This is a genomic window from Aeromonas bestiarum, assembly GCF_000819745.1.
GTDB lineage: Bacteria > Pseudomonadota > Gammaproteobacteria > Enterobacterales > Aeromonadaceae > Aeromonas > Aeromonas bestiarum.
On record NZ_CDDA01000023.1, the window covers coordinates 48,877 to 73,227 of the forward strand.

A 24,351-nucleotide genomic window follows, 5' to 3' on the forward strand; every position below is an offset into this window, starting at 1 on the left:
TCGCCAAACAGAAAGATAACACTACCTCTGTGGCGCCCGGTAACGCACCTGTAGCTGGTCGAGGATCTGCAGCTGGCCCGGCAGGCGGGCGGCGAAGTGATCCCACGCCTTGCGGGCGGGATCGCTCCAGGCCACCTCGGCGGTGGCCAGCATGCGCGGGAACAACATATAGTCGAGGCGGTCACGAGAGGTCACCAGCTCCGACCATAAGGGGCTCAGCACCCCCAGGATGTTATCGTTGGCATGGAAATCGGCCGGGGCAGGATCGCATCGATAGACCTGCTCCAGATTGAGGGTGCCCGCCCAGTAGAGGCCGGGTTCATGGATGTCCTGGCTCCAGGCCAGATCCAGATAGAGGTGCTGGGCCGGTGCCATCACCACCGGATAGCCAGCCGCAGCTGCATCCAGCCCTGCCTGGAAGCTGGTCCAGGCGAAGATGGTGGCATCCCGGCTCACCTTGTCACCGTGCAATATCTCCTCCCAACCCAGCATCCGCTTGCCCTTGCCGGCCAGATATTGCTGGCAGTGGCGCAGCAGGTGGCCCTGCAGCTCGCGGCAATCCTGATACCCCTGCTGCTCCATCAACTGCCGGCAGGCCGGGCTGTCGGTCCAGACTCCGGTCGGTACCTCGTCTCCCCCCATGTGTACCAGCGGGCCTGGGAACAGCTCGCACACCTCGTCGATCACCGCCTCCAGGAACTGATAGGTGCCGGGCAGGGCCGGGTTGAGCACGTTGTCGTCGAAATATTGCACCGACAGGTAGCGGGAGCGGTCGGCTTCTTCCACCAGCAGCTCGGGCAGCGCCTTGATGGCCGCATGACAGTGGCCCGGTATGTCGATCTCGGGAATGACTGTGATGCCGAGTCCGGCGGCATAGGCCACCAGCTCGCGCACCTCGCTCTGGCTGTAGTAGCCGCCATAGGGCTCGGCGCCGCCACTGAGCTGGGGCCCGACCGGCAGATCGTGGCCGCGCCAGGCGGCCCGTTCCGTCAGCTGGGGGAAGGCCTTGATCTCGAGCCGCCACCCCTCGTCATCGGTCAGGTGCCAGTGGAAGCGGTTGAACTTGTAGAGGCTCATCAGCTTGAGCAGGCGCTTGAGGGTGGCCAGGCTGTGAAAGTGGCGGGCACAGTCGAGGAAGATGCCGCGAAAACCGAAGCGCGGTGTATCGCTGAGCTCGATGCAGGGCAGGCTCTCCCCGTGCTGCAGGGCCCACTGGGCCAGGCTTGTCAGGCCGTGGCGCCAGCCGGCCTCGCCGGCGGCGGCTATGGTCACCCCCTCAGGCGTGATGATGAGGCGATAGGCCTCCGCAGCCAAAGGCTCCTCGAGCAGCCGGATCTCGGCATCGTGATCCTGCTCCAGCGCCAGCCCGGTCAGCTCGTTGAAATGGGCCAGCAGGCCGGTCAGCGACCCGGGCCCGCTGACATGGGCCCGCTCTGCCAAGCGGAAGTTGCCCTCCAGCAGCACCAGCTGATCCGGCTGGGGCACTATGCCGGCCAGGGACTCGACCTCGGGCAGATCCGGGGCGCCGGGCGCGCTTGGCGGCAGGCCCAGCGCCTCATCGGCCAGCACCACAGGCATCAGCTGAGGGCCAGTGCTGGCCTCGGGCAGGCTCAGGAAGAAGCCGCGCGGCATGTCGGAGAGCCGCTTGATGGGGGTGTTGCGACAGCAAAAACGCAGCTCGCTTTGCCCCTCGGCCGGGATCAGCACCTTGTAGCTGCCGCTCTGGCGCTCCAGCTCCCCGCCCTCGACCGAGGCCGGGTCTATGTGGCGCGCCAGGCAGAAGTGGAGCTTCCAGGGGACGGCCGGCAGCTGGCTCAGGTTGAAGCGGAACCAGACGTCCTCGCCATCGCGTCGGTCGACCTGGGTGTGGATCAGGGGTGCAGACATGAAAATTCCTCTGATGGAGTTAAGGGAACAAACAAGGCGATCATCTCCTTGTGGTACTGGTCAACCCGGGAAGGGAGCCCGAGTGCTGAGATGGGCACACCCCGGAGCGGGCAGAGGGGGACTCTGTCCCCGCCGGCGGGCAGATCGCATTGGACAAGGCTCAGCAGTGCAGACATGGGAACGCCTCCGACTGGGCAAACAGTATGGCCCCCTCCAGTGCATCGGCCTTGGGGTTGACCAGGTTGAGGTGCGCCAGCCGGGGGGCGAGGCGCATGCCGATGCCACCGAGCAGGGCAATCTGGCTGGCCCCCAGCTGTTGCATCCCCTCCAGCAGGATCCGCAACTGTTCGCAGGTCTCGTCCAGCAGCTGGCAGGCGAGCTCGTCGCCGTCGCTGGCAGCATCGAACACCCAGGGGGCGAAGCGGCCATAATCGGCCGGAATGGCGCGGGATGCCCAGCGCACGACGTCGGCCTGATCCCGCTTGAAGTGGTCGAGCAAGCGGATGGCGAGCGTGCTGGGGGGCAGGATGCCGTCATGGCAGAGCAGGGCTTGCTGGATGGCACGCAGCCCAAGCCAGGCGCCGCTGCCCAGATCCGAGATGGGAAAACCGCGGCCGGAGCAGGTGTGGAGCTGGCCATGCCGATAGAGGAGCCCGGCCGAGCCGGTGCCGGCGATGAGAATGGCACCCTCCTTGCCACCGAAGGCACCCAGGCAGGCACCGAAGGCATCGGAGGTGAGCCGCACGCTCGCAAAGGGGAAGGGCATCTCGAGCATGGCGTGATAGCACTCCGCCAGCTCGGCAGAGGCGAGCGCCAGCCCGACCCCCATCTGCTGCGCGCTTGCCGCCGGCAGACCGGCCTCGGTGCGGGCCTGCTCGATGGCGGCCAGCACGTTGGCGTGGGCGACCTCTATGCCCAGCTCCAGGTTGGAGCCGGCGGCGCGCCCCTCGCCCAGCAGCTTGCCCGCCCGGTCCCGAATGCGGGCGCGGGTGTGGGTGCCGCCCCCATCCACGCCGACCCAGTACTCAATCATGCCGACCTCCTAGCGCACTCTGCCAGCTGATGGCCAGGGCGAACCAGAATGCATGGAAGACCCCAGCACCAGTTCTGATCCAGCCGGGCCTTGTACGCCTCAATCATGCCGGCCTCCCAGCGCACTTTGCCAGCTGATGGCCAGGGCAAACCAGGCGGCGTGGGGGATCCACTGTTCGCCCCAGCGCCAGTTCTGATCCAGCCGATCCTTGTACTCCTCTGGAATAAATGCGATATCCGCCTCGTCATAGAAGCCGGCCGTGATGCCGTTGCAGATGCCGCCCAGGGCATTGGGATAACCGGCTGTGTAGCTCGGGTTGTTGATGCCGTGGCCCGCCAGCATGCAGGCGTTGAACGGGTTTTGCCCCAGGATCCAGTCGAGCTGGCGTTGGCCGAAGCCGAGCAGCGGCCCTGATTGTGGCGGGAGCTGCTCGGCGGCGGCAAAGGCCATGGCGGCCAGAGACGCCAGCCTGGCGTTTTCCCCCTGCCACCAGTAGCCGGATTCGTTGTGGTGGGGGATGAAGAAGCTGACGCGAGGCGCCTCATCCACTCCTTTCACATACTGGCGGGCGAGGGCGAAGGGGTTACCTGCCCGGGCGCACAGTGCCAGCTCGGCGGCCAGCGCCTGCTGCACCACGGCTTGCACCTGGGCCCTGCGCCCCTGATCCGGCTCTACGCCTAGGTATTCCAGCAGCGCCAGCACCGGCAGGCCCGCCTCGGCGGCGTGGTAGTAGGGGCGCGAGCCATCCTCGTTGGCGGACCAATGGTGGCCAAGCTCAGGGTGCGGGCGCTGGCGGGCGCACAGCTTGTCGGCCCACTCCCTCGCCTCGCTTAGCCACTCATGGCCCAGGGTCCGGGTCAGCTCGACGGCGGCCAGCAGGGCGCAGTAGTCGTCGATGATGTTTTCGACCCCGTCGTCCAGATAGGCGAGGTTGTGCTCGCGCAGGTGCAGGTAGCCGCGGCGGGCCGCCTCGGCATAGTGACTCGCATCAAGGTCGCCGCGGACGCTCTCGCGGGCGGCGCGGGCCAGCGCGGCGATGGCCATGCCGCCCCCTTGCCGAAAGCCCGCCTGCCAGTCGGCGGACTTGATCCCCTGCTGGGTGGCGTAGGCGCACAGATCGCGCTGCTCGGGATCCTTGCTCCACTTGTCGAACAGCGTCATGTAGAAGAAGCCCGACTCAGCCTGCATCCGGCAGAGAAAATCCGCCCCGTGCAGCGCCTCGTCATTGAGCCGCTTGCAGAGGTTGACCCCGTCTATGTCGCGGCGCGATGCCAGCAGTTCACGGCACCTGAGCAGGGCCCATACCACCATGGGGGTCTGCTGGGGGTTGAGGTAGTTGGCGTAGGAGAGGTGACTCAAGTACTTGCTCATGTCGCCGCTGGCATCGAACCAGCCGCCGTGCACGTCTTTGCGCTGATCGGTGCCAAACAGCCGGGCAGTGTGATCGGCCCGATCGAAGGCGCCGCTGGCGCGCTGGCCCTTGAAGTAGTGAATGACGTCGGAGAGGCAGTGGCTCACCAAAAGGTGGTGGCCGATGGCGAAGGGGACGGAGCTGACGATGCGCTCATCCATCGCGGCTGTGGGGGCCGTAATCGCCTCCAGCCGATAGTGACCGGGCTCCTTGAAAGAGGAGAAATCGGCGCACCAGTAGGCTCGGCCCTGCCAGCCGGGGACGCTGCCGGCCGCTTGCAGCGGTGCTTCAAACAGGATCTGGTCATCACACTGGCGCAGCAGCCTGATATGGCCGCTGATAGCCAGCTGGGTGGTGGTCTGCAGCAGGGCAATCTTCTGCCCGTCGCACTCGTAGCCCACCTGATTGATCAAGAGTTCCATCAAGGTATTACTCCTGTGGTTCACCGACGGGCGGTGAGGCACATCACGGGGCTGTGGCTGCCCCGTAGCGAGGCATGGCCGGACAGAGCTGTCCGGCCACTATAAGGCTCACCCTCATTCGTAGAGGTAGCAGCGCACGAAGTGGTTGTCGGCGAGCTTGCTGACGGGGGGCAGCTCATCCTTGCAGCGGGCCATGGCCTGATTGCAGCGCCCGGCAAACGGGCAGCCGCAGGATTCCGGCGTCCAGAGCGGTATCTCCCCCTTGCGGCCCCCCTCCAGCTCGGCGTGGATGCTCTTCTCGGGGTCGGGCACCGCCGAGATGAGCAGCTGGGTGTAGGGGTGCTGGGGGTGGTGCAGTATCTCGTCCACCTCGCCCCACTCCACCATGTGGCCCACGTACATGACCGCGAGATCTTCCGCCACGTAGCGGGCGGTGGCGATGTCGTGGGTGATGTAGAGCATGGAGACGCCCAGCTCGTTTTTCATCTGCTCCATCAGGTTGAGGATGCCGATGCGAATGGAGACGTCGAGCATGGAGGTGGGCTCATCCGCCAGCACTACCTCCGCCTCCACCGCCAGGTTGCGGGCTATGTTGACCCGCTGGCGCTGGCCGCCGGAGAGCTGGTGCGGGTACTTGGCCGCCGTTGCCTTGGCCGGGGTGAGCCCCACTTTTTCGAGCAGGGCATGGACCATGTCCGGCAGGTCTTTCTTGTCGATCACCTTGCTGTGCAGCAGCAGGGGGCGGGCTATGTGGTGGTAGATGGTGTGGGTCGGGTTGAGCGAACCGAACGGATCTTGCCACACCATCTGCACGCTCTGGCGATAGTCGAGCAGAGCCGTGCCCTTGTTGAACTCCTCCAGATCCCGACCGCGATAGAAGATGCGGCCGCTGGAGAGCTTGTACATCTTGGCGATGATCTTGGCGATGGTGCTCTTGCCGGAGCCCGACTCCCCCACCACCGCCAGGGCGCGGCCCCGGTGCAGGTTGAAGGTGATGTCGGAGAGAGCCCGCATCTTGCCGCTCTTGATGGCATTGGAGTTGACGGGGAAGTCCTTGTAGAGGTGCTGGACTTCGATGATGGGCGCGTCGGTTTGGGCGATTTGCATGACAGACATCCTTAACAGCCAGCGGCCTTGTCCAGATAGATCAGGGGATCTTGTTGCTCATCCTGCGCCTCATGGAGGTGGCAGGCGGTCTGTTGTCCCGGCCGGATCTCGACCAGGCGGGTGTACTCCTGCCGGCAGCGCGCGTGCACCTTGCCGCAGCGGGCCTGAAAGCGGCAGCCGACCGGCACCTCCAGCAGGTTGAGCGGGGTGCCGGGGATCCCTTCCAGCACGGTTTTCGGGCCGTGCAGGGGCGGGAAGGAGTTGCCGAGCCCGCGGGTATAGGGGTGCAGGGGCGAGGTCAGGATCGCCTTGGACGGGGCCACCTCGATCAGCTCACCGGCGTACATGATGCCGATGCGATCGCAGAACTCGACCATGAGCGAGAGGTCGTGGGTGATGAACAGGATGGAGAAGTTGAACTGCTCTTTCAGGGCGTAGACCTTCTGCAATATCTCCCGCTGCACCACCACGTCCAGCGCCGTGGTTGGCTCATCCATGATCAAGAGCTCCGGGTTGAGCGCCATGGCGATGGCGATCACCAGCCGCTGGCGCATGCCGCCGGAGAACTGGTGCGGATAATCCCGCAGCCGGCTCGGGTGTATGTCGACTATCTCCAGCAGCACCTGGGCGCGCTTGATCGCCTCATAACGGGTCATGCCGGGGTTGTGGGCCAGCAGCACGTCACAGAACTGCTCCTCCATGCGCAGCACGGGGTTGAGCGCGTTCATGGCGGACTGGAACACCACAGAGACCTGTTGCCAGCGATAGGATCGCAGCCGTTCTTCGCCGTAGTGGAGAATGTTCTCTCCCTTGAACAGGATTTCGCCGCCGCTGATGTAGGCGGGCGGCTTGTGCAGCCGGGCCACCGAGAAGGCGATGGTGGACTTGCCGCAGCCGGACTCGCCGGCCAGGCCGAATACCTCGCCGGGGGCTATGTCAAAGCTGACCGAGTTGACGGCGCGCACGTCGCCGCTCTCGGTGATGTAGTCGACGCAGAGGTTGCGTACCGACAGCAGGGGTGGGGTCTTCATGCTGTCCTCTCCTGTGGTGCTGAGACGGGCGCGGCGAGTTTTTTCCAGCGATGCAATCCCTTGTGGGAGCGCAATTGAGGGTTGGCTATCTCGTCGATGGCGAAGTTGAGCAGGGCCAGACCCGCGCCCAGGGTGGCGATGGCGAAGCAGGGGGCCAGGATCTCCCACCAGGCACCCACCAGGATGGCGCTGGAGGTCTGGGCGTTGTAGAGCATGATGCCCCAGCTGACCACGGTCGGATCGCCGAGCCCCAGGAACTCCAGGGTCGCCTCGGTGACGATGGCGTAGATGATGGAGCCGATGAAGCTCACCCCTATGATGGAGATGAGGTTGGGCAGTATCTCCACCAGAATGATGCGCCAGGCCGGCTCCCCCAGCACCTCGGCGGCGATGACGAACTCTTTCTCGCGCAGCGCCAGGGTCTGGGCCCGGATGACGCGCGCGCCATAGGCCCAGGAGGTAAAGCCTATGATGAGCGCGATCACCGTTGGTGACGCCTCCCCGATAAAGCTTGCGAGCACCAGTAATAAAGGGAGGTTGGGGATCACCAGCACCACGTTCATCAGGAAGGTGAGGCACTCGTCGATCACGCCGCCAAAGTAGCCGGCTGTGATGCCGATGGTGATGGCGAGGGCGCACACCAGTATGCCGGCCCCGAAGCCCACCATCAGGGAGATGCGGGCGCCGTTGGCAAACTGGGACCAGATGTCGTGGCCCATGCGGGTGGTGCCCATCACGTACTCGGCGCTGGGGGGCTGGTGCGGACGGGAGACTCGCTTGGTCGGTTCGTTGCTGGCCAGCAGGGGGGCGAACAGTGCCATCAGCACGAAGCTGACCACGATGAAGAGGCCGAAGGCGGCTTTCTTGTTGCCCAGCAGGATTTTCAAAATAGTCGGCATGCGCATCTTATTTGCCTCCTGTACGCAGACGGGGATCCAGGAAGACGTAGAGCACGTCGGCCAGGAAGTTGAAGCTGAGCATGGTGATGGTCATGATGAGCAGCTGCCCCTGAATGAGCGGGTAGTCGCGGGCCAGAATGCCCTGATAGAGAGTCAGACCCAGCCCCGGGTAGTTGAAGATCACCTCTGTGATGAGGGAGCCGCCGATGACGAAACCGAGCGCCATGGAGAGCGCGGTGACGCTCGGCAGTATGGCGTTGCGGGCACCGTAGTTGAAAATGACCCTGTTGCTGGAGAGCCCCTTGGCCTTGGCCATGGTGATGTAGTCCTCCCCCAGCAGGTTGATCATGTTGTTGCGCATGGTGATGAGGAAGCCCCCCACCTGCACCATGGCCAGCGTCAGCACCGGCATGACGGCGTGCAACATGATGCTCTTGATGTGTTCCCAGCCGAAATCGGCGGTGATCTCCGGGCTGTAGGCATAGCCGATGGGCAGCCACTCCAGACTGACCCCGAACAGGAAGAGGGCGAGCAGGGAGATGACCACGGGCGGAATGGCCTGCATCACCAGAGTGAGCGGGGAGAGTATGCTGTCCATGCGTCCCCCCCGGTGCCAGGCGGCGAAGATGCCGACGATGGAGCCGATGGAGAAGCTGAGGATGGTGGAGGTGCCCACCAGAAACAGGGTCCAGCCGATGGCGCGACCGAGCACGTCAGCGACCGGTTGGGGGTAGTAGCGCACCGAGGTGCCGAGATCCCAGGTGAAGACACTCTTCACATAGGTGAGAAATTGGGTGCTGATGGGGCCGTCCACAAAGCCGAAGGTCGCCTTGAGGGCCTCCAGTGCGGCGGGTTCCATCATGGCGCCAGCCCGGGCAAACATGACGGAGACAGGATCCCCCGGCATGGCTCTGGGTAGCAGGAAGTTGATGGTGGCGGCCACCAGGAAGGCGACCAGATAGAAGGAGAAACGTCTCAGTATAAATCCCATGGTAAACCCTTTTACTGCAAGCCTGCCCCGCGCCGGGCAAAGCTCCCCCAACCCCGAACAATCAGGGGGATGGAAGACATGGCGGGGAAAATGGCCCCCCGCAGGGGGCCGGGGTGGTTAGCTGTTTGGCTTGAGTGACAACACGTGCAGCAGACGCTCCGGAGTGTCCGGGTGAACCTGCGGCTTGGCGACCGGGTTGTCGGCACTGAACCAGCCATTGAAGCGCTTGGTGCTGTATTCGTACCAGGTCGGGTTGTTGAACACAGGGATGATGGTCTGGTTGGCACCGACCCTGTCCTGGATCTCGAACATGATGGCCTTCTGCTTGGCGGCATCGGCGGTCTGGGTGAAGTCATCGATCAGCTTGTCCAGCGCCGGATCCTTGTAGCGGGGCGCCGCAAAGCGGTTGCCACGCTCACCCATGTTGCGGGAGTGGAAGGCGGTCTCGAAGTACTTGTGCGGGTTGGCACCGGCAAAGTACCCCTGCAGGGCGACGTCGAAGTCACCTGTGATCAGGTTCTCGGTCCAGACGGTGGCTTCCGGGGTGGCGGTCTTTGCGTTCAGGCCCAGGGCCTGCAAGCCTTCGACCCCGATCTGGGCTGTGTTGACCCAGTCGGTCCAGCCGTTCGGTACCAGCACCTTGAAGGTGATCTTCTGGCAGGTCGGGGTGTCGAGGAACTTGTCGCCGTCACAGTCCTTGTAGCCGGCCTGTTTCAGCAGGGCCTTGGCCCCTTCCAGATCGAACTTGTTGAACTTGCCGTATTTCTTCTCGACTTCCGGGTTGTCCCAGGAGGCGAACGCCTTGCCCAGACCTGACGGGTATTCGTTGACGGTCGGGTAGCCGTAGCCGGCGATGTCCACCATGGACTGACGGTCCATTGCCATGGAGAAGGCGCGGCGGAAGTTGATGTCGTTGAAGGCTTCGTGGTTGCCGGGATTCTTGGTCTGGAAGTTGACGTTGAATGCCACTGTACCTGAGGCCGGGAACCAGTACTTGTTGTTCTTAGGATCGTTGCCGACGTAGAGGCGCTCTATGTCCGGCACGAAGGAGCCGAACCAGTCCACATCACCCTTCATCACGGCGGCCAGCACCTGATCGTTGGTGGCCATCTGCGGCATGCGCAGGCAGTCGATGGAGAGGTTGGCGTTATCCCAGTAGTGCGGGTTGCGGCACTGGGTGTAGAGCTGGGCGGAGAAGTTGTCCACCTCGGTGAAGGGACCGGTACCGACCGGCTTGTCGTTGGTGAAGGCAACCGGATCCTTCACGGATTTCCACTGGTGCTCGGGGACTATGGGCACCAGTACCAGGTCATTCACCACGTTGGTGTTGACGTCGGTCAGCTCGAACTTGACCTTGTTGGGGGCCAGCTTCTCGACGCTCTTGATCTGGGTCCAGATAGAGCGCTCGTCCAGCGCCTTGTTGGCCTTGACCAGATTGAAGGAGAAGAGGATGTCATCGGCGGTGAAGGGCTGACCGTCAGACCACTTGACCCCGTCACGCAGATCGAAGGTGACGGATTTCAGGTCATCGCTGAAGGCGTAGTTGGTGGCCAGACGATAGACGGGTTTGCCCCCTTGCATATCGTTGAAGATCACCAGAGGTTCATAGATGAAGTGACGTGTGGTGTGCAGCAGGCCCGCTTGCAGGAAGGGGTTGAAGTTCTTGACCCAGGCGGTCTCCTGTTGGGCGACCAGGGTCAGCACAGTCTTGTTGTCGGCAGCCATGGCAGTGCCGGCAGCCCCGGCCAGCATCATGGTTCCCAGCAGTACAGCAGTAGAGATTTTGGATACTTTGGCAAGCATATTATGTCCTTTCTTATTTATATTCCTTGTTCGGATTTGAGCACCGACATCGCATGCTGTGGAGGTCGGCCCTCAATGTTGGTCAGGTTTTTCACCCTTGTAGTTGTGTCATCCAACGTCCCTAGCAAAGCAGAGTTAACAGGAAAACAACAACTGTTCCGTTCGTCGATATCGTAAAAATCACGGCTCTTACGTCAATTCCGTCAAAATGACTTTTAACTCATTTTAAATCATTAAGTTATGTTATTTGCTTTGGCGTAATAAGTCCCCATACATACGCTGGTCATGACAATTGTGTGAATTGGATCGGCTCTCGTTTTGACGCCTTTTGCCTGCTTAATTCTGCACAAAAAAAAACCGCCCCGGCAAGTGTGAGCCAGGGCGCAGATCGGGGCGGGTCATGTCAGGGTTTGCGGTTGGCGAGTTGACGCAGGGTTTGGGCGCTGTGGTGCAACTGCTGGCGCTGGGGATCGCTCAGCGGGCCGTGGGTGAGCACGTACTCGGCGGTGGCCACCACCGTCTTCCAGCGCGGCGCCTTGGGCAGGGTGTCCAGGCTCAGGTATTTGTCGAGGGTGCGGGTCTGGGGGCTGGATCTGTCCATGTAGACTCGCCACAGCTTGCTCTTCTCCGCCAGCACTATCTTGCCCTTGCCCGTGCTCTGCTGCCAGGCATCCAGGGTGAGGCGCATGGTATCCACTAGGGCCCGGCGCAGCGGCTCGTCATCCTGCTGGCGAATGAGATCGTCGGCGAGCGATCGGAACTCTCCCCCCAACCGGCTCAGCTCACCCAGCAGCTGACCGTCCTCTATGATGGCCTGGCGCGACAGGCTCTTGAGGGCGTTCTCCAGCGCCATCACCCGGTTCTCGTCCTGGCGCGGTTCTGTGCTGAGGGTGAGGGCGAAGGCGGCCTGTCCCCCCAGGCTGATGGGCAGGGCACGGGCATTGAGTTCATCCTTAAGCCCGGCCACCAGGAATTCCAGACGCTGCTCCTGGCGGGCCTTCAGATCGGGCCACTGGGAGGCCAGCGGGCTGGCCAGCCACTCGTCCAGCGGCTGACCCTCCATGGCTTCCGGCTCCTGGCCCAGCAAGCGGGCCAGCACCCGGGAGGCAAACAGCACTGTACCCTGCTCGTCGATGAAGACCATGGGATCGGCCCCTTCGCCGAGCAGGGCCAGCAGCCGCTCCTGATCCTGATGCAGCCGCTCCTGCAGGGTGAGGCGGTGCTCTATCTCCTGTTTCAGCAACCGGTTCTCCACCAGGGAGGCGCGGCCGGCCCGGGCTTCCAGCAGTGCCCTGACCCGGGCAAACAGCTCCTCCTTGCAGAAGGGTTTCACCAGATAGTCGTTGGCGCCGGCGTTGAAACCCTCTTCTATATCCTTGGGCTGGTTGAGGGCTGTGAGCAGCAGTACCGGCAGCTGGTCCTTGGGATGCTGCTGGCGCAGCCGGCGGCAGACGTCAAATCCCGACAGGGTCGGCATCATCACATCCAGCAATATGAGGTCCACCGGCTCCTGGGCCAGCTTGGCCAGCGCATCGTGGCCGTCGCTGCTGGGCAGTATGCGGTAGCCGCAGGGCTGCAACAGGTGGCGCAGTATGTGCAGGTTGATGGGTTCGTCATCCACCACCAGTATGAGGGGCGCACCCTCGGGGGGAGGGGGGAGGTCATCGCTCTCCCAGTCCGGCAGGATGAGCGGCTGCTGGCGCACCAGCTGGTGCTCGATCTGGCGGCTGTCCAGCGTCAGGCTGCCCGCCTTGCCGCTGGCGAGCGGCAGTGTGAAGGCGAAGGTGGAGCCGACGCTCGGCTCGCTCTCCACGAACAGCTCACCCCCCATCAGGTGCACCAGCTGGCGGGTGATGGAGAGGCCGAGGCCTGCCCCTTGCTTGCTCACTTCCGGGCTCATCTGTACCAGTGGCTCGAAGATGTGCTCCAGATGATCTCTGGCGATGCCGATGCCGGTGTCGGTCACCCTGATGCGCAGGAAGTTGCCCTCCACCAGGGCGCTCAGCACGACCTTGCCCTGCGGCGTGTACTTGATGGCGTTGCCCACCAGGTTGTAGAGCACCTGTTCGAGCCGCTGTTCGTCGGCCAGCACCGGCGGCAGCTCCGCCGGGCTTATGTCCACTAGGGTGAGGGGCTTGGCCTGCACCAGGTGCAGGCAGAGATCCAGCACCAGCCGTATGACTCCCTTGGAGGCGACGGGCTGGGGATGTATCTCCAGCTGGCCGTAGCGCATCTGGTGGTAGTCGAGCAGATCGTCCACCAGCCGGGCCAGGCCGTCGGCACTCTTGATGATGAGGCCGAGCTGCTTCTGCTGTCCCTCGGTGAGATCCTGCTGGCTGGCGAGCATGGATTCGGCCATCCCCTTGATGCCGTGGATGGGGGTGCGCAGCTCGTGGGAGGTGTTGGCCAGCAGCTCATCCTTGAGCTTGTCCGCCTGCTGCAGGCTGAGGTTCTGCTTGTGGGTCAGCTTGACCTGCTGTTGCAGCTCCTGGGTCTGGCGTTCGATGAGTTCTATCTTGTCCTTCACCGAGCGCTGCATGTGGCGAAACGCCTGGGCCAGCCTGTCTATATCATCGTCGGTGCGGGGGATGGTGATGGGGTGATCCAAAGCACCGTCCGCCACCTGCTCGGCGGCGGCGGTGAGGGAGCGCAGCGGGGCCGTGATGGAGTGGGAGAGCCAGCGCGAGAACAGGATCAGCAGCAGCAGGGAGCCGGCCCCCAGCAGGATCACCAGGGTCTCCAGCTGACGGATGGGGCGGTAGGCCTCGCTGGTGGAGATCTCGGCGATGAAGGCCCACTCGGTGTCGAACACCTTCACCTGGGTGTAGGCGGCCAGCACCTCGTCATCGTGATAGGAGCGAAACAGCCCGACACCCTGCTCGCCTGAGAGGGTCTTGACCACCAGCGGCGTCTGCAGCGGCCTGAAATTGGGGCTGAAACTGTTCTCCACGCTGAATTCCGGCGCCAGCCAGGCATTGGCGCGCATCCGCTTGTCCGGGCCTATGAGGATAGTCTCGCCGGTCTCGCCGAGGCCTTCCCGCTCCGCCATGATCTGGTTGAGCTTGTCCGGCAGCAGCTCGAAGATCACCACGCCGCGCACATAGTCGTACTGCATCACGGGGGCGGCCATGTAGGCGACCACCTGGCCGGTCAGCTCGTTGCGGCCAAAGTCGGTGAATTCGAAGATCTGCTGCGGCTTCTGGCCGCCGTCGAGGCGCCGTTTTATCTTGGCGAAGGTGCTGCCAAGGCCGCTCGCCTGATAGGGGCCCGAGAGCAGGTTGGTGGCGAAGTTGGGACGCTTGGTGACCGAGTAGACAACGTCGCCGTTGAGATCGATGAGGAAGATGTCGCTGTAGTTGGATTTGCGCACCATGTCGGCATAGCCGCGATGAAAACGCTGGTGCACCCGGCCATACATCTCGTCCGCCAGGATCAGCGCGCTGATGGAGGGCTCTATGTCGGCCTTGTCGTCGGGCTTTTGCAACTGATCCCAGGAGCCGGGCACATAGCGGGCCTGGGCGCGAGCGCGGGCCTCCTGTGGCGTGACGCCGAGTTTTTCGAAGGCACCGGTGAAGCCATAGAAGCGGCCGATACTGTTGCCGGCAAAATCCTGCTGGGAGAAGTTGATGATCTGTTCTTTGAGGTTGCCGAAGTAATCCTCCAGCTGGCTCTTCTTGATGTTGCGCACCGACACCAGATGGTTGGAGGTCTGGGTGGTGAGATCTTTGCCGTGGCTGTAGAGGAAGAACAGGGTGACGACCAGGAAGGGCACCATGGCCAGCATGAAAAAAGCCAGCATTAGCTGCGGCCTGAGCCCACGAGGCTTGAAGATCCATTTCATCGTGTGATTTTCAATTGAGAATCCAGTTACTAAGCGCCACAAGTCTCTGACTAAAGACTAATCATTTCAATGACTTTATCTTAAATTCGCCTGTGGGGTCACAGCCTGATGTGGTTTTTTTGGCCAAGCCGTCTAAACCCTGAGCAAACAGCACGGGCAAGGGCTAAAAGTGCGAAAAAAGGGTTGTGCCCGCGCTTGGGGTACGTATAATGCGCCTCGTTGTCAGGTAACTGGCACACGGCAGTCAGGCGGGAATAGCTCAGTTGGTAGAGCACGACCTTGCCAAGGTCGGGGTCGCGAGTTCGAGTCTCGTTTCCCGCTCCAATTTCTCATAGCACCAACTATGGGTATCACTTTCAAGGCAATCAGCCTTGTCAGCATGGCGCGTTAGCAAAGCGGTTATGCAGCGGATTGCAAATCCGTTTAGTCCGGTTCGACTCCGGAACGTGCCTCCATCATCTTTCTGTTCAGCCTCGTACTTGCACCAAGCTCCCACACATTCATGTGTGTGTTTTTGTTTCCCGCTATTCCGGTTTTCTCAATATCCCTGCTGCGTCAGCAAGGGTTCGCAGCCCTGTTGTTGCCACTCCCGTTCCAGATAGCGATTGACCTCCACCAGATCCTGTCCCCGGAATTGAAACTGCACCTCGGCCGAATGCTCGGTCAGATCCATCATCTTCTGTTTCAACTGGCCGCATTGCCACAGGCTGATGGTCGGAGCCCCCTTGTAGGCCAGTTCTATGCTGTCGTTTTGATTGAGCCGCCAATCCTGCCACTCCGACCAGAGCAACAGACCCAGCACTCCTATGATCGCCACTTCTGCGGGTTTCATCGCACAGACTCCATGTTGACTGCCAACTCATTAAATCTGGTCAAACGGCGCCGCTTTGCCAGATTTTGTTGTTTGTAAGTTAATGAATGTAACCTAATTTCATTTTATGGCTTTTGACGAACTTTTTTGCGAAAAAACGAGGTTGTTGGTGTAGTAATCCTACAAATTGTGGAGTAATCTTTGCTCAGTGGTCTTACCAGTAAGGAGTGCTATCATGTTTCATCCCTATTCCCTGACTCAGATAATTCTTCGTCGCATCTATGTGCTGCTGGTGGGTATTCTGGCCTTCCCCGTAATGCTGTTTCGCAGTGATCGCGCCCGTTTCTACAGCTATCTGCACCGCATCTGGAGCAAGACCAGCACCAAGCCGGTGTGGCTCAAGATGAGCGAGCGTGGCGAGCGGATCTTCTACTAAGTTCGGCTTCAGACAAAAAAGACAGCTTCGGCTGTCTTTTTTATTGTTATCAAGAGATTGCAGCAACAGGCCTGGTGGGTGACCAGGTCATGTCTCGCCCGGTTTGCCCTGCCTGGTTGCCAGGCTGCTTGGTCCCGTCCTCTGGCGGGGCTTTTTTGATCGCCCGCCGCGGGCTGGATGTGGCTGGCACGTGGGAGCTGGCATACCCGGGTCCGGGAGCCCGGTTGCCTTGCCAAGGGGGACATATCTGCACACACTGCTCCCTCCACAAGGCGCGCCTTCGGGGGCGCCTTGTCATGTTTGGAGCCGTGATGACACCAGGAGGTGCAGATGATCATTCGTCAGGCAACGCAGGCTGATATTCCCGCATTGGTGAGTTTGCGCATGGGGCTGTTTTGCGAGGTGGGCGAGCTGAGCGATCCGCTGGCCGATCTGGATCTCTGGCAGGCGACTCGCGCCTATTTCAGCCTGGCGCAGGCCGATGGCAGCGCGCGCTCCTGGGTGGCCGAGGTCGGGGGTGAGGTGGTGGCGAGCGGCACGCTGGCCCTGTTTGTGCGGCCGCCCTATCCCGGCAACCTGTCGGGGCGGGAGGCCTATCTGCTCAACATGTATACGCTGCCGGCCTACCGCAAGCAGGGCATGGCCAGCGCCCTGCTCGATGCCATGGTGGCCCATGCCAGCGCCGAACGACTGGGCAAGGTGTGGCTGCATGCCAGCGATGAGGGACGTCCCCTGTATGAACGGGTCGGTTTTGTGGCCAATCCGGCCTATTTGGAGTGGTCGGCCACCCCTTCCCCGTTGCTATCTGAGCGCCGAGAAGCTAGAAACCTTGACTAAGATCAATTCAGGCGGGGGAGCTTTCCCTGATGACGAGGTATAGACAAGATGTTCAATTTTAAACTCAAAGCCGAACTGCTGGCTTGTCAGGAGCAATTGACGCAGGCACAGACCTTTATCGATGCGGTCAAGGGCGGGGTGGCGGTGATCACCTTCAGCCCGGAAGGGCAGATCCTGGATGCCAATCCGCTGTTTCTGGGAGTGGTTGGCTACAGCGAACAGGAGGTCGTGGGCCAGCCGCACCGGATATTTTGTGACGGCCTGTATGCCCAGTCGAGCGCTTACCAGCAGTTCTGGGAGCAGCTGCGTCAGGGGCGCAGTCACAGTGGCGTGTTCCGGCGGCTGAACAAGCAGGGCCACACCCTGTGGCTGGATGCCACCTACTTCCCGGTCAAGCAGGGGGGGCGTGTGGTGCGGGTGATCAAGATTGCCTCCGACATCACCCACAGCCATGAGCAGTTGCTGAGCCAGGAGGCCACCTCGACCGCCCTCGATCGTTCCCAGGCCATCATAGAGTTCACCCCCAAGGGGGAGATTGTCAGCGCCAACCAGAATTTTCTCTCCTGCATGGGTTACTCCTTGTCGCAGCTCAAGGGCCAGCATCACAGGATCTTCTGCGATGAGAGCTTCTATCGGGAGCAGCCGCACTTCTGGGAGGATCTGGCCAAGGGGCAGGTCAAGTCCGGGTTGTTCCTGCGTCGCACCAGCCATGGCAACGAGATCTGGCTGGAGGCGAGCTACAACCCCATCAAGAACGAGGCCGGCAAGGTGATCAAGGTGATCAAGTTTGCCAGCGATGTGACCGAGCGGATCCAGCGCGCGCAGGCGGTGAGCGAGGCGGCCCGCATCGCCCACAGCATATCGCAGGAGACGACCAGGGCGGCGGCAACCGGGGCGACCCTGCTCAACTCCTCGGTCAGCATCTCCACGGCCATCTCGGAGCAGGTGGGCAGGATGTCCGATCTGATCGGGCTGCTCAACGAGCAATCCAAGAGTATCGAGGCCATCGTCTCCACCATCAGCAGCATCGCCGAGCAGACCAACCTGTTGGCGCTCAATGCGGCCATAGAGGCGGCGCGGGCCGGGGATCAGGGCCGTGGCTTTGCCGTGGTGGCGGATGAGGTGCGGCAACTGGCCGCCCGAACCTCCCTCTCTACCAGCGAGATTGACAGCGTAGTACAGAAAAACCGTGAACTGACGGCGCAGATCACCAACAACATCAACGAAGTTGCCTTGAGTGCCCTGCGTGGCAAGGAGCAGATCGTCGAGGTGAGCAGCGTGATGGTACAGATAGAGCAGGGGGCGACCAACGTAACCCAGACTGTTTCGGGTCTGGCCATCGGCGCCTGAGTCATTTTTCCTCCCCGAGCACGGCTGCCGTCCTGGCGGCTGTGCACAATCCGAGCGGTCAGCTCACCAATCTGAACCCCTGCTGTATCACCCCCTGCTTGTCAATTGCCCGCCGGGGGCGGCCTGTTTAGGCTTGCCGCCTCACGATTCTGGAGCAAGAAAACGTAATGGCAACAAGAGCAAAAAGCAGGGCCTTGGCCCTGTTGGCGGGCATGCTTGCGAGCATGGGGTTGAGTGGTTGCATGGGGCAGATGGGGCTCTCCTCCATGGTGACCAAGGGCAATCTCAGCGTGGTGGACAACCGTTACGGTCGGGCCGGGGTCTTCCTGCTGCTCTCCCCCGTCTATGGTCTGGCGGCGACGGCGGACTTGTTCGTGTTCAATAGCATCGAATTCTGGTCGGGCAAGAACCCCATCACCGGCAAGTCACCTGCGCTGGTGGATCAGAAGCTGGATGCCCTGATCAAGGTCAACCAGCATCTGGACCCAGCTCTCAACAAGGTGCCCTTGGCCATGTTGCCGCAAGGGGTGCGCGAGGTCGAGATGAGCTATCCGGACGAGCGTACCGCCCAGATGGAGGTGCACTACCTGGATGGTCGCAGCAGCCTGATGCGCGGTGAAAAGCGCGGCGAGCTGCTGGATATCTACTTCGATGGCCGGCTGGTCTCGACCCTGACTCAGGCCCAGCTGGATTATGCTGCGGTCGCTGGCCGTGTGCAGGCCTGATCTCGCAGGCCCGAGATCCGTTCTGGCCTGAATTGGGTATAGTATTCCCTGCATGCAACATTGCCATTGTGGCCAGGGAGTAGCTCATGACCTTCAGCGGTCTGCGATTATCGGAACTGATCGGTTCCCTCAGTCATGCCCTCGACATGACTGAGGGGCAACCCAGAGGGCACTGCATCCGTTGTTGCTGGATTGGTTCCCGGCTGGGGGAGCGGCTTGGCCTGGATGCCGGGCAGCGCCACGACCTCTATTACACCCTGCTGCTCAAAGATCTCGGTTGCAGCAGCAATGCGGCCCGCATCTGCGAGCTCTATCTCACCGACGATCTGCACTTCAAACGCGATTTCAAGCTGGTGGATGGCTCCCTCTCCGAGGTGGTCAATTTCGTGCTGGGCCACACCGGCCTGCAGGCCGATCTGCTGGGGCGCTTTCGCAGCCTGTTTCACATCTTTCGCAACGGCGATCAGATTGCCAACGAGCTGATCCAGACCCGCTGCCATCGCGGCGCCGATATCGCTCGCCAGCTGCGCTTCAGCGATGAGGTCGCCGGCGGCATCCTCTCTCTCGACGAGCACTGGAATGGCAAGGGGCGGCCGTTGCAGCTGGCTGGTGAGGCGATCCCGCTCTTCTCCCGTATTGCCCTGCTCTGTCAGGTGGTGGATGTGTTTCATGCCGCCGCAGGCCCGCAGGCCGTGATGAAGGAGTTGCGCGGGCGCAGCGGCAGCTGGTTTGACCCCGATCTGGTCAGGCAGTTCGAAGCCATGGCCGATGAGCATTTCTGGCGAGGGCTGGCGGATCCCCAGCTGGCGGAGTGGGTGTTTAGCCATGCCTCCGGACAGGGGGAGGTGGCGCTCGACGAGGACTATCTGGACGAGATTGCCGCCGCCTTCGGTCAGGTGGTGGACTCCAAGAGCCCCTACACTGCCGGTCACAGCGGCCGGGTGGCGCTCTATACCGACATCCTCGCCACCCAGATGGGGATCCCGGAGCCACGGCGGCGCTGGCTCAAACGCGGCGCTCTGCTGCACGACGTGGGCAAGCTTGGGGTGAGCAACGCCATCCTCGACAAACCGGACAAGCTGAATGCCGATGAGTGGGTGGCGGTGCAGATGCATGCCGCCTACACAGAGGAGATCCTGAGTCGCATTGGGGCGTTCAAGGAGCTGGCCCAGGTAGCGGGGGCCCATCATGAGCGGCTCGACGGCAAAGGCTATCCCAAGGGACTCAAGGCAGAGGAGATTGCCCTTGAGACCCGCATCATCACCACGGCCGACATCTTTGATGCCATTACCGCCAAGCGTCCCTATCGTGGTGCCATTCCCGTGCCCCAGGCGCTGGAGATGATGGCCGAGCAACTGGGATCTGCCATAGACCCCGACTGTTTTGCCGCGCTGGAGGCGGGGATCAAGGATTTCTCCATCTATCTCATGGCCGAGCAGCCGCTGGCGGATGCCAGTTAACGCTGGTTGCGTACATGGCCTGAGTGGCCAGCCCAGGATACAAGAACGCCCCGCATTGCGGGGCATTTTGCTATGGGTGGCTCTGGCTGCGGGGCGGGTACATCACCAGCCCCAGCAGGCGGCGCAAGTGGGTGAGCTGCTCGGTGAGCTGCAGGCTCAGCCAGAGATAGCCGCTGATGGCGGCCTCGCCCCCTGCATCGAGCCGCACCCGGGTCGCGGCCTCCTGCAACTCGCTGATGGCCTGCTCAGCCCCTTTCAACTCGCCGCTCTTGAGCATGAGCGCCAGCTGGATCATCACGGCTTCGGTCGCCTGCTGGCAGGCGCGCAGCTCGGGGGTGCTCTGCATCAGAAAGTGGCTCTGGCGATCGCTCCAGTAGGTGTTGGCCAGCATCTCCAGGGTGCAGAGGGTGTTGCGCATCGTGGTCTGGATGGCCTCGAACAGGGCGCTGCCAAGGCGGGTCTCCTTGACCGCCGGGGCCAGCAGGGGGCGCAGGCTCACCATCTTGGAGAGCAGACGAGAGTGGCTCTGGGCCAGCCTGGGTCGCTCCAGAATATTGGGGGAGAGGTGGGTATGGTAGAGCCGGTGCGCCTGCAGCAGGGTGTCGTGCATCTGCAACCGCCAGTGGCTGTAGGCGCGCTGGGGGTAGATGCTGCAAAACAGCAGCGCCAGCAGGGAGCCCAGGATCACGTCGGCACTGCGCCACAGCGCCGTCTCTATGTCCCCCGGCATGGCCCCCATGGTGACGCCCAGGGTGATGCCGATGAGCAGCCCCACGTAGGGGCGCTTGCCGAGCGCCAGATAACCGCACAGGAACATGATGCAGCCGCACCACACCAGGGTCAGCGGCAGGGAGTAGAGCTCCAGATAGAGGGCCACCACACCGCAACCGGCGCCGAAGATGGTGCCGACCACCCGTTGCAGGGCCCGTGACAGCACATTGCCCCAGAACGAGATGGGCCCCATCACCACCACCAGCGTGATCAGCGGCCAGGTGCTTTCCGGCAGCTTGAGTTCCCGGGTCAGCAGAAAGGTGAGCATGAAGGCGAGCGCGATGCGCAGGCCGTGGACGATGCGATAGCGGCCATAGATCAGCAGATCGAGCCGGGAGAGCGGGGTATTCAGGCGCAAGGGACAAGCCTCGGGTCATGGGCGCAAACACCCCGCCACGCCCGGCGGGGTGATCGCTATGTATCAGGCCACTCGTCCCTGGAGTGGGTGGATCCAGACCCGCTCGCCGACCGCGATGGCCGGCTGGGCGGGGACAATTTCAATCAGGCAGTTGGCATCGGCCATGGAGCTGAGAATGCCGGAGCCCTGCGGCCCTGTGGTGCGCACCCGCAGCACGCCGCTGGCATCCTGATGGAAGACGCCGCGCAGAAACTCGGTGCGGCCAGGGCGGCTCTGCATCTTCTGTTCGGCCTGTGCCGACAGGCGCAGCGGCTGCCAGACCCGGCCCTGCAGGCGGGCGATGGCGGGCTCGACAAATTGCAGGAAGCAGACCATGGCCGCCACCGGATTGCCCGGCAGGCCGAAGAAGGGGGTCTGCCCCAGCTTGCCAAACGCCAGCGGGCGGCCCGGCCGCATCTGGATGCGCCAGAAGGCTATCTGGCCAAGCTCGGCCAGCACCTGCTTGATGAAGTCGGCATTGCCCACCGAGACGCCGCCCGAGCTCAGCACCAGATCGGCGTCGGCCGCGGCCTGTGCCAGCTGCCGGCGCAGTATGGCGGGATCATCCGGGATGATGCCCAAGTCCATCACCTCGCAGCCGGCGGCGGCGATGAGCGCCATCAGGGTGAAGCGGTTGCTGTCGAAGATATGGCCCGGAGCCAGCGTCTCGCCCGGCGCCTGCACCTCGTCACCCGTGCTGAACAGCGCCACCTTGAGCGGGGTACGCACGCTGAGAGTGGCTTGACCGAGCGATGCCGCCAGTCCCAGCTGGGGGGCGCCGAGGCGAGTCCCGGCCGGGATGGCGACCGCGCCCTTGGCGAGATCTTCCCCGGCCAGCCGCACGTTCTGCCCCGCCTTGATGGGGGCGCTGAGGGTGACCCAGTCGCCGTCAACTTGAGTCTCTTCGCGCATCACCACGGTATCGACGCCGGGGGGCAGCGGCGCCCCCGTCATGATCTGCACCGCCTGACCCGCCAGTACCGGCTCGTGGCGCTGCTGGCCCGCCAACACCTGACCCACCAGTTGCCAGCGGCCGGCGGCGAGGTCGTCGCCGCGCAGGCCAATTCCGTCCATCGCCGAGTTGGCGTGGGGGGGCACATTGATGGGGCTCACCAGATCGCTTGCCAGCACGGCGCCGTGGCAGCGGGCCAGCGGCGTGTCCGTGCTGCGGGTGGTGGGTGTGAGGGCGTCCAGAATGGCGCTGCGGGCCCCTTCCACCGATAGAAAACCGGCCCCCGGCGTCTGCTCCTGTTGCCGGCTCTGCGCCAGGTAGGCGCAGACGAAGTCGGCGATGGCGTCCAGATCATTGATATCGAGCCGGGGCAGGGCGGTTTCCTGCGGCTGATCGCTTGCCAGGGCTATGATGTCGCGATCAATCGGGAACAGCAGCGGCTTGCCGATGGCGGCGCGGTGCAGCTCGATTTTCGGGAAGTGTTCGTGCTTGAACCCCTCCACCAGCAGCAGGTCGAGGCTGGTTTGATCGAAGCTGGCCAGCAGCTCGCGAAAATCGGCCTCGGCCAGCTCGGTTTCAATCATTCGTGCATGGCGGCGGCGCGAGGCGACCATCATCTGGCTGGCGCCGGCCTTGCGCAGGCGATGGCTGTCCTTGCCCGGCTGGTCGATGTCGAAGTCGTGGTGGGCGTGCTTGAGCACCCCAAGGCGCAGGCCACGACTCACCAGTATGGGGATGAGCTGCTCCAGCAGCGTGGTCTTGCCGGTACCGCTCCAGGCAGCAAAGCCGAGCAGGGGAAGGGTGGGGGCCGGGGTCATGGGGTGGCTCCTTGTTGGGGGTCGGTAGACGAGTTCAGCAGGCGCGCCTCGTAGGCGGCCAGCTCGGCCGGACTGTTGAGATTGATGAAGGCATCCGGCTGGTCGGCAAAGCTCACCACCGCCATCCGGTGGCGGGCAAACCAGATATCTATCTTGCGCTCCCCTTCGGCCAGGGCTCGGGTGAGCGACGGCAGCAGGGACTTGTGCAGCAGGGCGACCACGGGTTGCAGCCAGTCGCCGTCGTGGGCCACCACCAGCTCGGTATCCGGGGTGAGGGCGGCGCGAAAGCGGCTCATCAGATCGCGGGGCAGGGCGGGGCCGTCACAGGGGACGAACAGCACCCAGTCGTGACGGGCGGCGGCAAGTCCGGCCTGCATGCCCGCCAGCGGGCCCAGATAGTCCGGGTTGTCGTCGCTGATGACAGGAGCCAGCGCCTGATAGCGGGCCTGACTGCGGTTGGCGTTGATCAGGATTTCGTCTACCTGGGGCCTTAGCCGGTCAAGCACGTGGTCGATGAGCGGGCGGCCCGCAAGCTGGACCCAGCCCTTGTCTTCGCCCCCCATGCGGGTGGCGCGGCCACCGGCCAGGATCACGGCAGAGACGGGGAAGGCATCAGTTCTGGGTTCGCTGTTTGAGGTCATGTCGCTCGATGATTTTCAAAGGGGTGGGTTCGTGCAGCCGGCCCCGGGCTAGGGTCCATTGCCGCTCGCACAGGTCGGTCAGATCGTTGCTCTGGTGGCTGATGATGACCAGGCCGCTGCCCTGTTCCCGCAGATCTTGCGCCAAGGCGGCCATCAGGGCAACCGAATGTGCATCCAGATTGGCGGTGGGTTCATCCATCAGCAGAAAGGCGGGTTGCAGCGCCCAGGCGCGGGCCATGGCCAGACGCTGGCGCTCGCCACCGGACAAAATGCTGATGTGTTCCCGCGCCAGCCCCTCCAGCTCGACCCGGCGCAGCGCCTCGAACACCCGCACCTCGTCGGCGGCCTGATGGCCGAGGGCCCAGGCCACGTTGTCGTGCACGCTGCGATCGAACAGATAGGGGGTCTGGTGCAGATAGGTGACCCGGCCCGGGCCGGGATCCCGTTTGATCCACTGCTCGAGTCTGGCGCGCCAGCCGCAGGCGAGATTGGTATGGCCCTGGGTCGGCGTCAGTAGCCCGGCCAGTATCTTGAGCAGGGTCGTCTTGCCCACCCCGTTCGCCCCGCGCAGCCAGATGGCGTCGCCCGCCGCGATGGAGAGCCGCTCTATCTGGAACAGGTTGCGCTCGCCAAAGCGCATCATCAGCTGGTGGGCGGTCAGGGCCATGGGGTACTCCAGTTGATAAACAGTGGGGGCATGGTCAGTTCTTCAGATAGCTGTGGCCGCG

Annotated in this window: 19 protein-coding genes and 2 tRNA genes; 7 read left to right on the forward strand and 14 right to left on the reverse strand. The window is 63.0% G+C overall.

Annotation, left to right across the window (positions count from 1 at the left end; genetic code table 11):
- Nucleotides 1-21: 21 nt before the first annotated feature.
- From BN1118_RS12335 to BN1118_RS12375, 9 genes are all read right to left on the reverse strand, one after another.
- Nucleotides 22-1,887 carry a beta-N-acetylhexosaminidase gene (locus tag BN1118_RS12335; RefSeq protein WP_043556345.1) on the reverse strand — a complete coding sequence of 622 codons (1,866 nt, stop codon included), beginning with the start codon at nt 1,885-1,887 and terminating at the stop codon, nt 22-24.
- A gap of 160 nt (nt 1,888-2,047) precedes the next feature.
- Nucleotides 2,048-2,920, reverse strand: a complete 873-nt coding sequence (locus BN1118_RS12340) for a glucosamine kinase nucleotide-binding domain-containing protein (protein WP_043556347.1) — start codon at nt 2,918-2,920, stop codon at nt 2,048-2,050.
- A 99-nt stretch (nt 2,921-3,019) separates the two neighbouring features.
- Nucleotides 3,020-4,753, reverse strand: a complete 1,734-nt coding sequence (locus tag BN1118_RS12345; protein ID WP_043556348.1) for a glycoside hydrolase family 9 protein — start codon at nt 4,751-4,753, stop codon at nt 3,020-3,022.
- A 114-nt stretch (nt 4,754-4,867) separates the two neighbouring features.
- Nucleotides 4,868-5,860 carry an ABC transporter ATP-binding protein gene (locus tag BN1118_RS12350; protein WP_043556350.1) on the reverse strand — a complete coding sequence of 331 codons (993 nt, stop codon included), beginning with the start codon at nt 5,858-5,860 and terminating at the stop codon, nt 4,868-4,870.
- Between the two features lie 11 nt (nt 5,861-5,871).
- On the reverse strand, nt 5,872-6,891 hold the full coding sequence (locus BN1118_RS12355; RefSeq protein ID WP_043556351.1) for an ABC transporter ATP-binding protein: 1,020 nt from the start codon (nt 6,889-6,891) through the stop codon (nt 5,872-5,874).
- Nucleotides 6,888-7,796: an ABC transporter permease gene (locus tag BN1118_RS12360; protein WP_052449195.1), complete on the reverse strand. Its 909-nt coding sequence runs from the start codon at nt 7,794-7,796 to the stop codon at nt 6,888-6,890. The genes BN1118_RS12355 and BN1118_RS12360 overlap by 4 nt, the downstream gene beginning before the upstream one ends.
- Before the next feature lies 1 nt (nt 7,797).
- On the reverse strand, nt 7,798-8,781 hold the full coding sequence (locus BN1118_RS12365) for an ABC transporter permease (protein ID WP_042867464.1): 984 nt from the start codon (nt 8,779-8,781) through the stop codon (nt 7,798-7,800).
- A 117-nt stretch (nt 8,782-8,898) separates the two neighbouring features.
- A complete protein-coding gene (locus BN1118_RS12370; protein ID WP_043556353.1) occupies nt 8,899-10,584 on the reverse strand; it encodes an ABC transporter substrate-binding protein in 1,686 nt (561 codons plus the stop codon).
- 403 nt (nt 10,585-10,987) lie between these two features.
- On the reverse strand, nt 10,988-14,425 hold the full coding sequence (locus BN1118_RS12375) for a response regulator (protein ID WP_043556357.1): 3,438 nt from the start codon (nt 14,423-14,425) through the stop codon (nt 10,988-10,990).
- Between the two features lie 248 nt (nt 14,426-14,673).
- On the opposite strand from BN1118_RS12375, the gene BN1118_RS12380 reads away from it, so the two are divergent.
- Nucleotides 14,674-14,749 (forward strand) — tRNA-Gly (locus BN1118_RS12380).
- A gap of 57 nt (nt 14,750-14,806) precedes the next feature.
- Nucleotides 14,807-14,880 (forward strand) — tRNA-Cys (locus BN1118_RS12385).
- 83 nt (nt 14,881-14,963) lie between these two features.
- Here the strand turns inward: BN1118_RS12385 and BN1118_RS12390 are convergent.
- A complete protein-coding gene (locus BN1118_RS12390; RefSeq protein WP_043136003.1) occupies nt 14,964-15,257 on the reverse strand; it encodes a hypothetical protein in 294 nt (97 codons plus the stop codon).
- 214 nt (nt 15,258-15,471) lie between these two features.
- Between BN1118_RS12390 and BN1118_RS12395 the strand changes: the two genes are divergently transcribed.
- The 5 genes from BN1118_RS12395 (at nt 15,472) to BN1118_RS12415 (ending at nt 20,044) form a co-directional block, all read left to right on the forward strand.
- Nucleotides 15,472-15,672, forward strand: coding sequence for a YbfA family protein (locus BN1118_RS12395; RefSeq protein WP_043136007.1), 201 nt, complete (start codon nt 15,472-15,474; stop codon nt 15,670-15,672).
- Between the two features lie 330 nt (nt 15,673-16,002).
- Nucleotides 16,003-16,509, forward strand: coding sequence for a GNAT family N-acetyltransferase (locus BN1118_RS12400; protein ID WP_052449196.1), 507 nt, complete (start codon nt 16,003-16,005; stop codon nt 16,507-16,509).
- Nucleotides 16,510-16,557: 48 nt separating this feature from the next.
- Nucleotides 16,558-17,859 carry a methyl-accepting chemotaxis protein gene (locus BN1118_RS22380; RefSeq protein WP_043556359.1) on the forward strand — a complete coding sequence of 434 codons (1,302 nt, stop codon included), beginning with the start codon at nt 16,558-16,560 and terminating at the stop codon, nt 17,857-17,859.
- 167 nt (nt 17,860-18,026) lie between these two features.
- Nucleotides 18,027-18,584 carry a DUF3332 domain-containing protein gene (locus BN1118_RS12410; RefSeq protein ID WP_043556360.1) on the forward strand — a complete coding sequence of 186 codons (558 nt, stop codon included), beginning with the start codon at nt 18,027-18,029 and terminating at the stop codon, nt 18,582-18,584.
- A gap of 86 nt (nt 18,585-18,670) precedes the next feature.
- Nucleotides 18,671-20,044 (forward strand): HD-GYP domain-containing protein, encoded by a 1,374-nt coding sequence (locus BN1118_RS12415; protein ID WP_043556361.1) that lies wholly within the window; start codon nt 18,671-18,673, stop codon nt 20,042-20,044.
- A 70-nt stretch (nt 20,045-20,114) separates the two neighbouring features.
- On the opposite strand, the gene BN1118_RS12420 is transcribed toward BN1118_RS12415, so the two are convergent.
- The 4 genes from BN1118_RS12420 to BN1118_RS12435 all read right to left on the reverse strand — a co-directional run bounded on the left by BN1118_RS12420 (nt 20,115) and on the right by BN1118_RS12435 (nt 24,290).
- Complete coding sequence (locus BN1118_RS12420; RefSeq protein ID WP_043556363.1) at nt 20,115-21,173, reverse strand: FUSC family protein; 1,059 nt, start codon at nt 21,171-21,173, stop codon at nt 20,115-20,117.
- Nucleotides 21,174-21,236: 63 nt separating this feature from the next.
- Nucleotides 21,237-22,982 (reverse strand): bifunctional molybdopterin-guanine dinucleotide biosynthesis adaptor protein MobB/molybdopterin molybdotransferase MoeA, encoded by a 1,746-nt coding sequence (locus BN1118_RS12425; protein ID WP_043556364.1) that lies wholly within the window; start codon nt 22,980-22,982, stop codon nt 21,237-21,239.
- A complete protein-coding gene (gene mobA / locus BN1118_RS12430; RefSeq protein WP_043556365.1) occupies nt 22,979-23,623 on the reverse strand; it encodes a molybdenum cofactor guanylyltransferase MobA in 645 nt (214 codons plus the stop codon). Before mobA ends, BN1118_RS12425 begins: the two co-directional genes overlap by 4 nt.
- Nucleotides 23,595-24,290 carry an energy-coupling factor ABC transporter ATP-binding protein gene (locus tag BN1118_RS12435; RefSeq protein ID WP_043556367.1) on the reverse strand — a complete coding sequence of 232 codons (696 nt, stop codon included), beginning with the start codon at nt 24,288-24,290 and terminating at the stop codon, nt 23,595-23,597. Before BN1118_RS12435 ends, mobA begins: the two co-directional genes overlap by 29 nt.
- Nucleotides 24,291-24,351: the final 61 nt, after the last annotated feature.

Coding starts and splice junctions, on each gene's coding strand:
- BN1118_RS12335 (WP_043556345.1), bottom strand. CDS start 1,887: ATGTCTGCACCCCTGATCCACACCCAGGTCGACCGACGCGATGGCGAG.
- BN1118_RS12340 (WP_043556347.1), bottom strand. CDS start 2,920: ATGATTGAGTACTGGGTCGGCGTGGATGGGGGCGGCACCCACACCCGC.
- BN1118_RS12345 (WP_043556348.1), bottom strand. CDS start 4,753: ATGGAACTCTTGATCAATCAGGTGGGCTACGAGTGCGACGGGCAGAAG.
- BN1118_RS12350 (WP_043556350.1), bottom strand. CDS start 5,860: ATGCAAATCGCCCAAACCGACGCGCCCATCATCGAAGTCCAGCACCTC.
- BN1118_RS12355 (WP_043556351.1), bottom strand. CDS start 6,891: ATGAAGACCCCACCCCTGCTGTCGGTACGCAACCTCTGCGTCGACTAC.
- BN1118_RS12360 (WP_052449195.1), bottom strand. CDS start 7,796: ATGCGCATGCCGACTATTTTGAAAATCCTGCTGGGCAACAAGAAAGCC.
- BN1118_RS12365 (WP_042867464.1), bottom strand. CDS start 8,781: ATGGGATTTATACTGAGACGTTTCTCCTTCTATCTGGTCGCCTTCCTG.
- BN1118_RS12370 (WP_043556353.1), bottom strand. CDS start 10,584: ATGCTTGCCAAAGTATCCAAAATCTCTACTGCTGTACTGCTGGGAACC.
- BN1118_RS12375 (WP_043556357.1), bottom strand. CDS start 14,425: ATGAAATGGATCTTCAAGCCTCGTGGGCTCAGGCCGCAGCTAATGCTG.
- BN1118_RS12390 (WP_043136003.1), bottom strand. CDS start 15,257: ATGAAACCCGCAGAAGTGGCGATCATAGGAGTGCTGGGTCTGTTGCTC.
- BN1118_RS12395 (WP_043136007.1), top strand. CDS start 15,472: ATGTTTCATCCCTATTCCCTGACTCAGATAATTCTTCGTCGCATCTAT.
- BN1118_RS12400 (WP_052449196.1), top strand. CDS start 16,003: ATGATCATTCGTCAGGCAACGCAGGCTGATATTCCCGCATTGGTGAGT.
- BN1118_RS22380 (WP_043556359.1), top strand. CDS start 16,558: ATGTTCAATTTTAAACTCAAAGCCGAACTGCTGGCTTGTCAGGAGCAA.
- BN1118_RS12410 (WP_043556360.1), top strand. CDS start 18,027: ATGGCAACAAGAGCAAAAAGCAGGGCCTTGGCCCTGTTGGCGGGCATG.
- BN1118_RS12415 (WP_043556361.1), top strand. CDS start 18,671: ATGACCTTCAGCGGTCTGCGATTATCGGAACTGATCGGTTCCCTCAGT.
- BN1118_RS12425 (WP_043556364.1), bottom strand. CDS start 22,982: ATGACCCCGGCCCCCACCCTTCCCCTGCTCGGCTTTGCTGCCTGGAGC.
- mobA (WP_043556365.1), bottom strand. CDS start 23,623: ATGACCTCAAACAGCGAACCCAGAACTGATGCCTTCCCCGTCTCTGCC.
- BN1118_RS12435 (WP_043556367.1), bottom strand. CDS start 24,290: ATGGCCCTGACCGCCCACCAGCTGATGATGCGCTTTGGCGAGCGCAAC.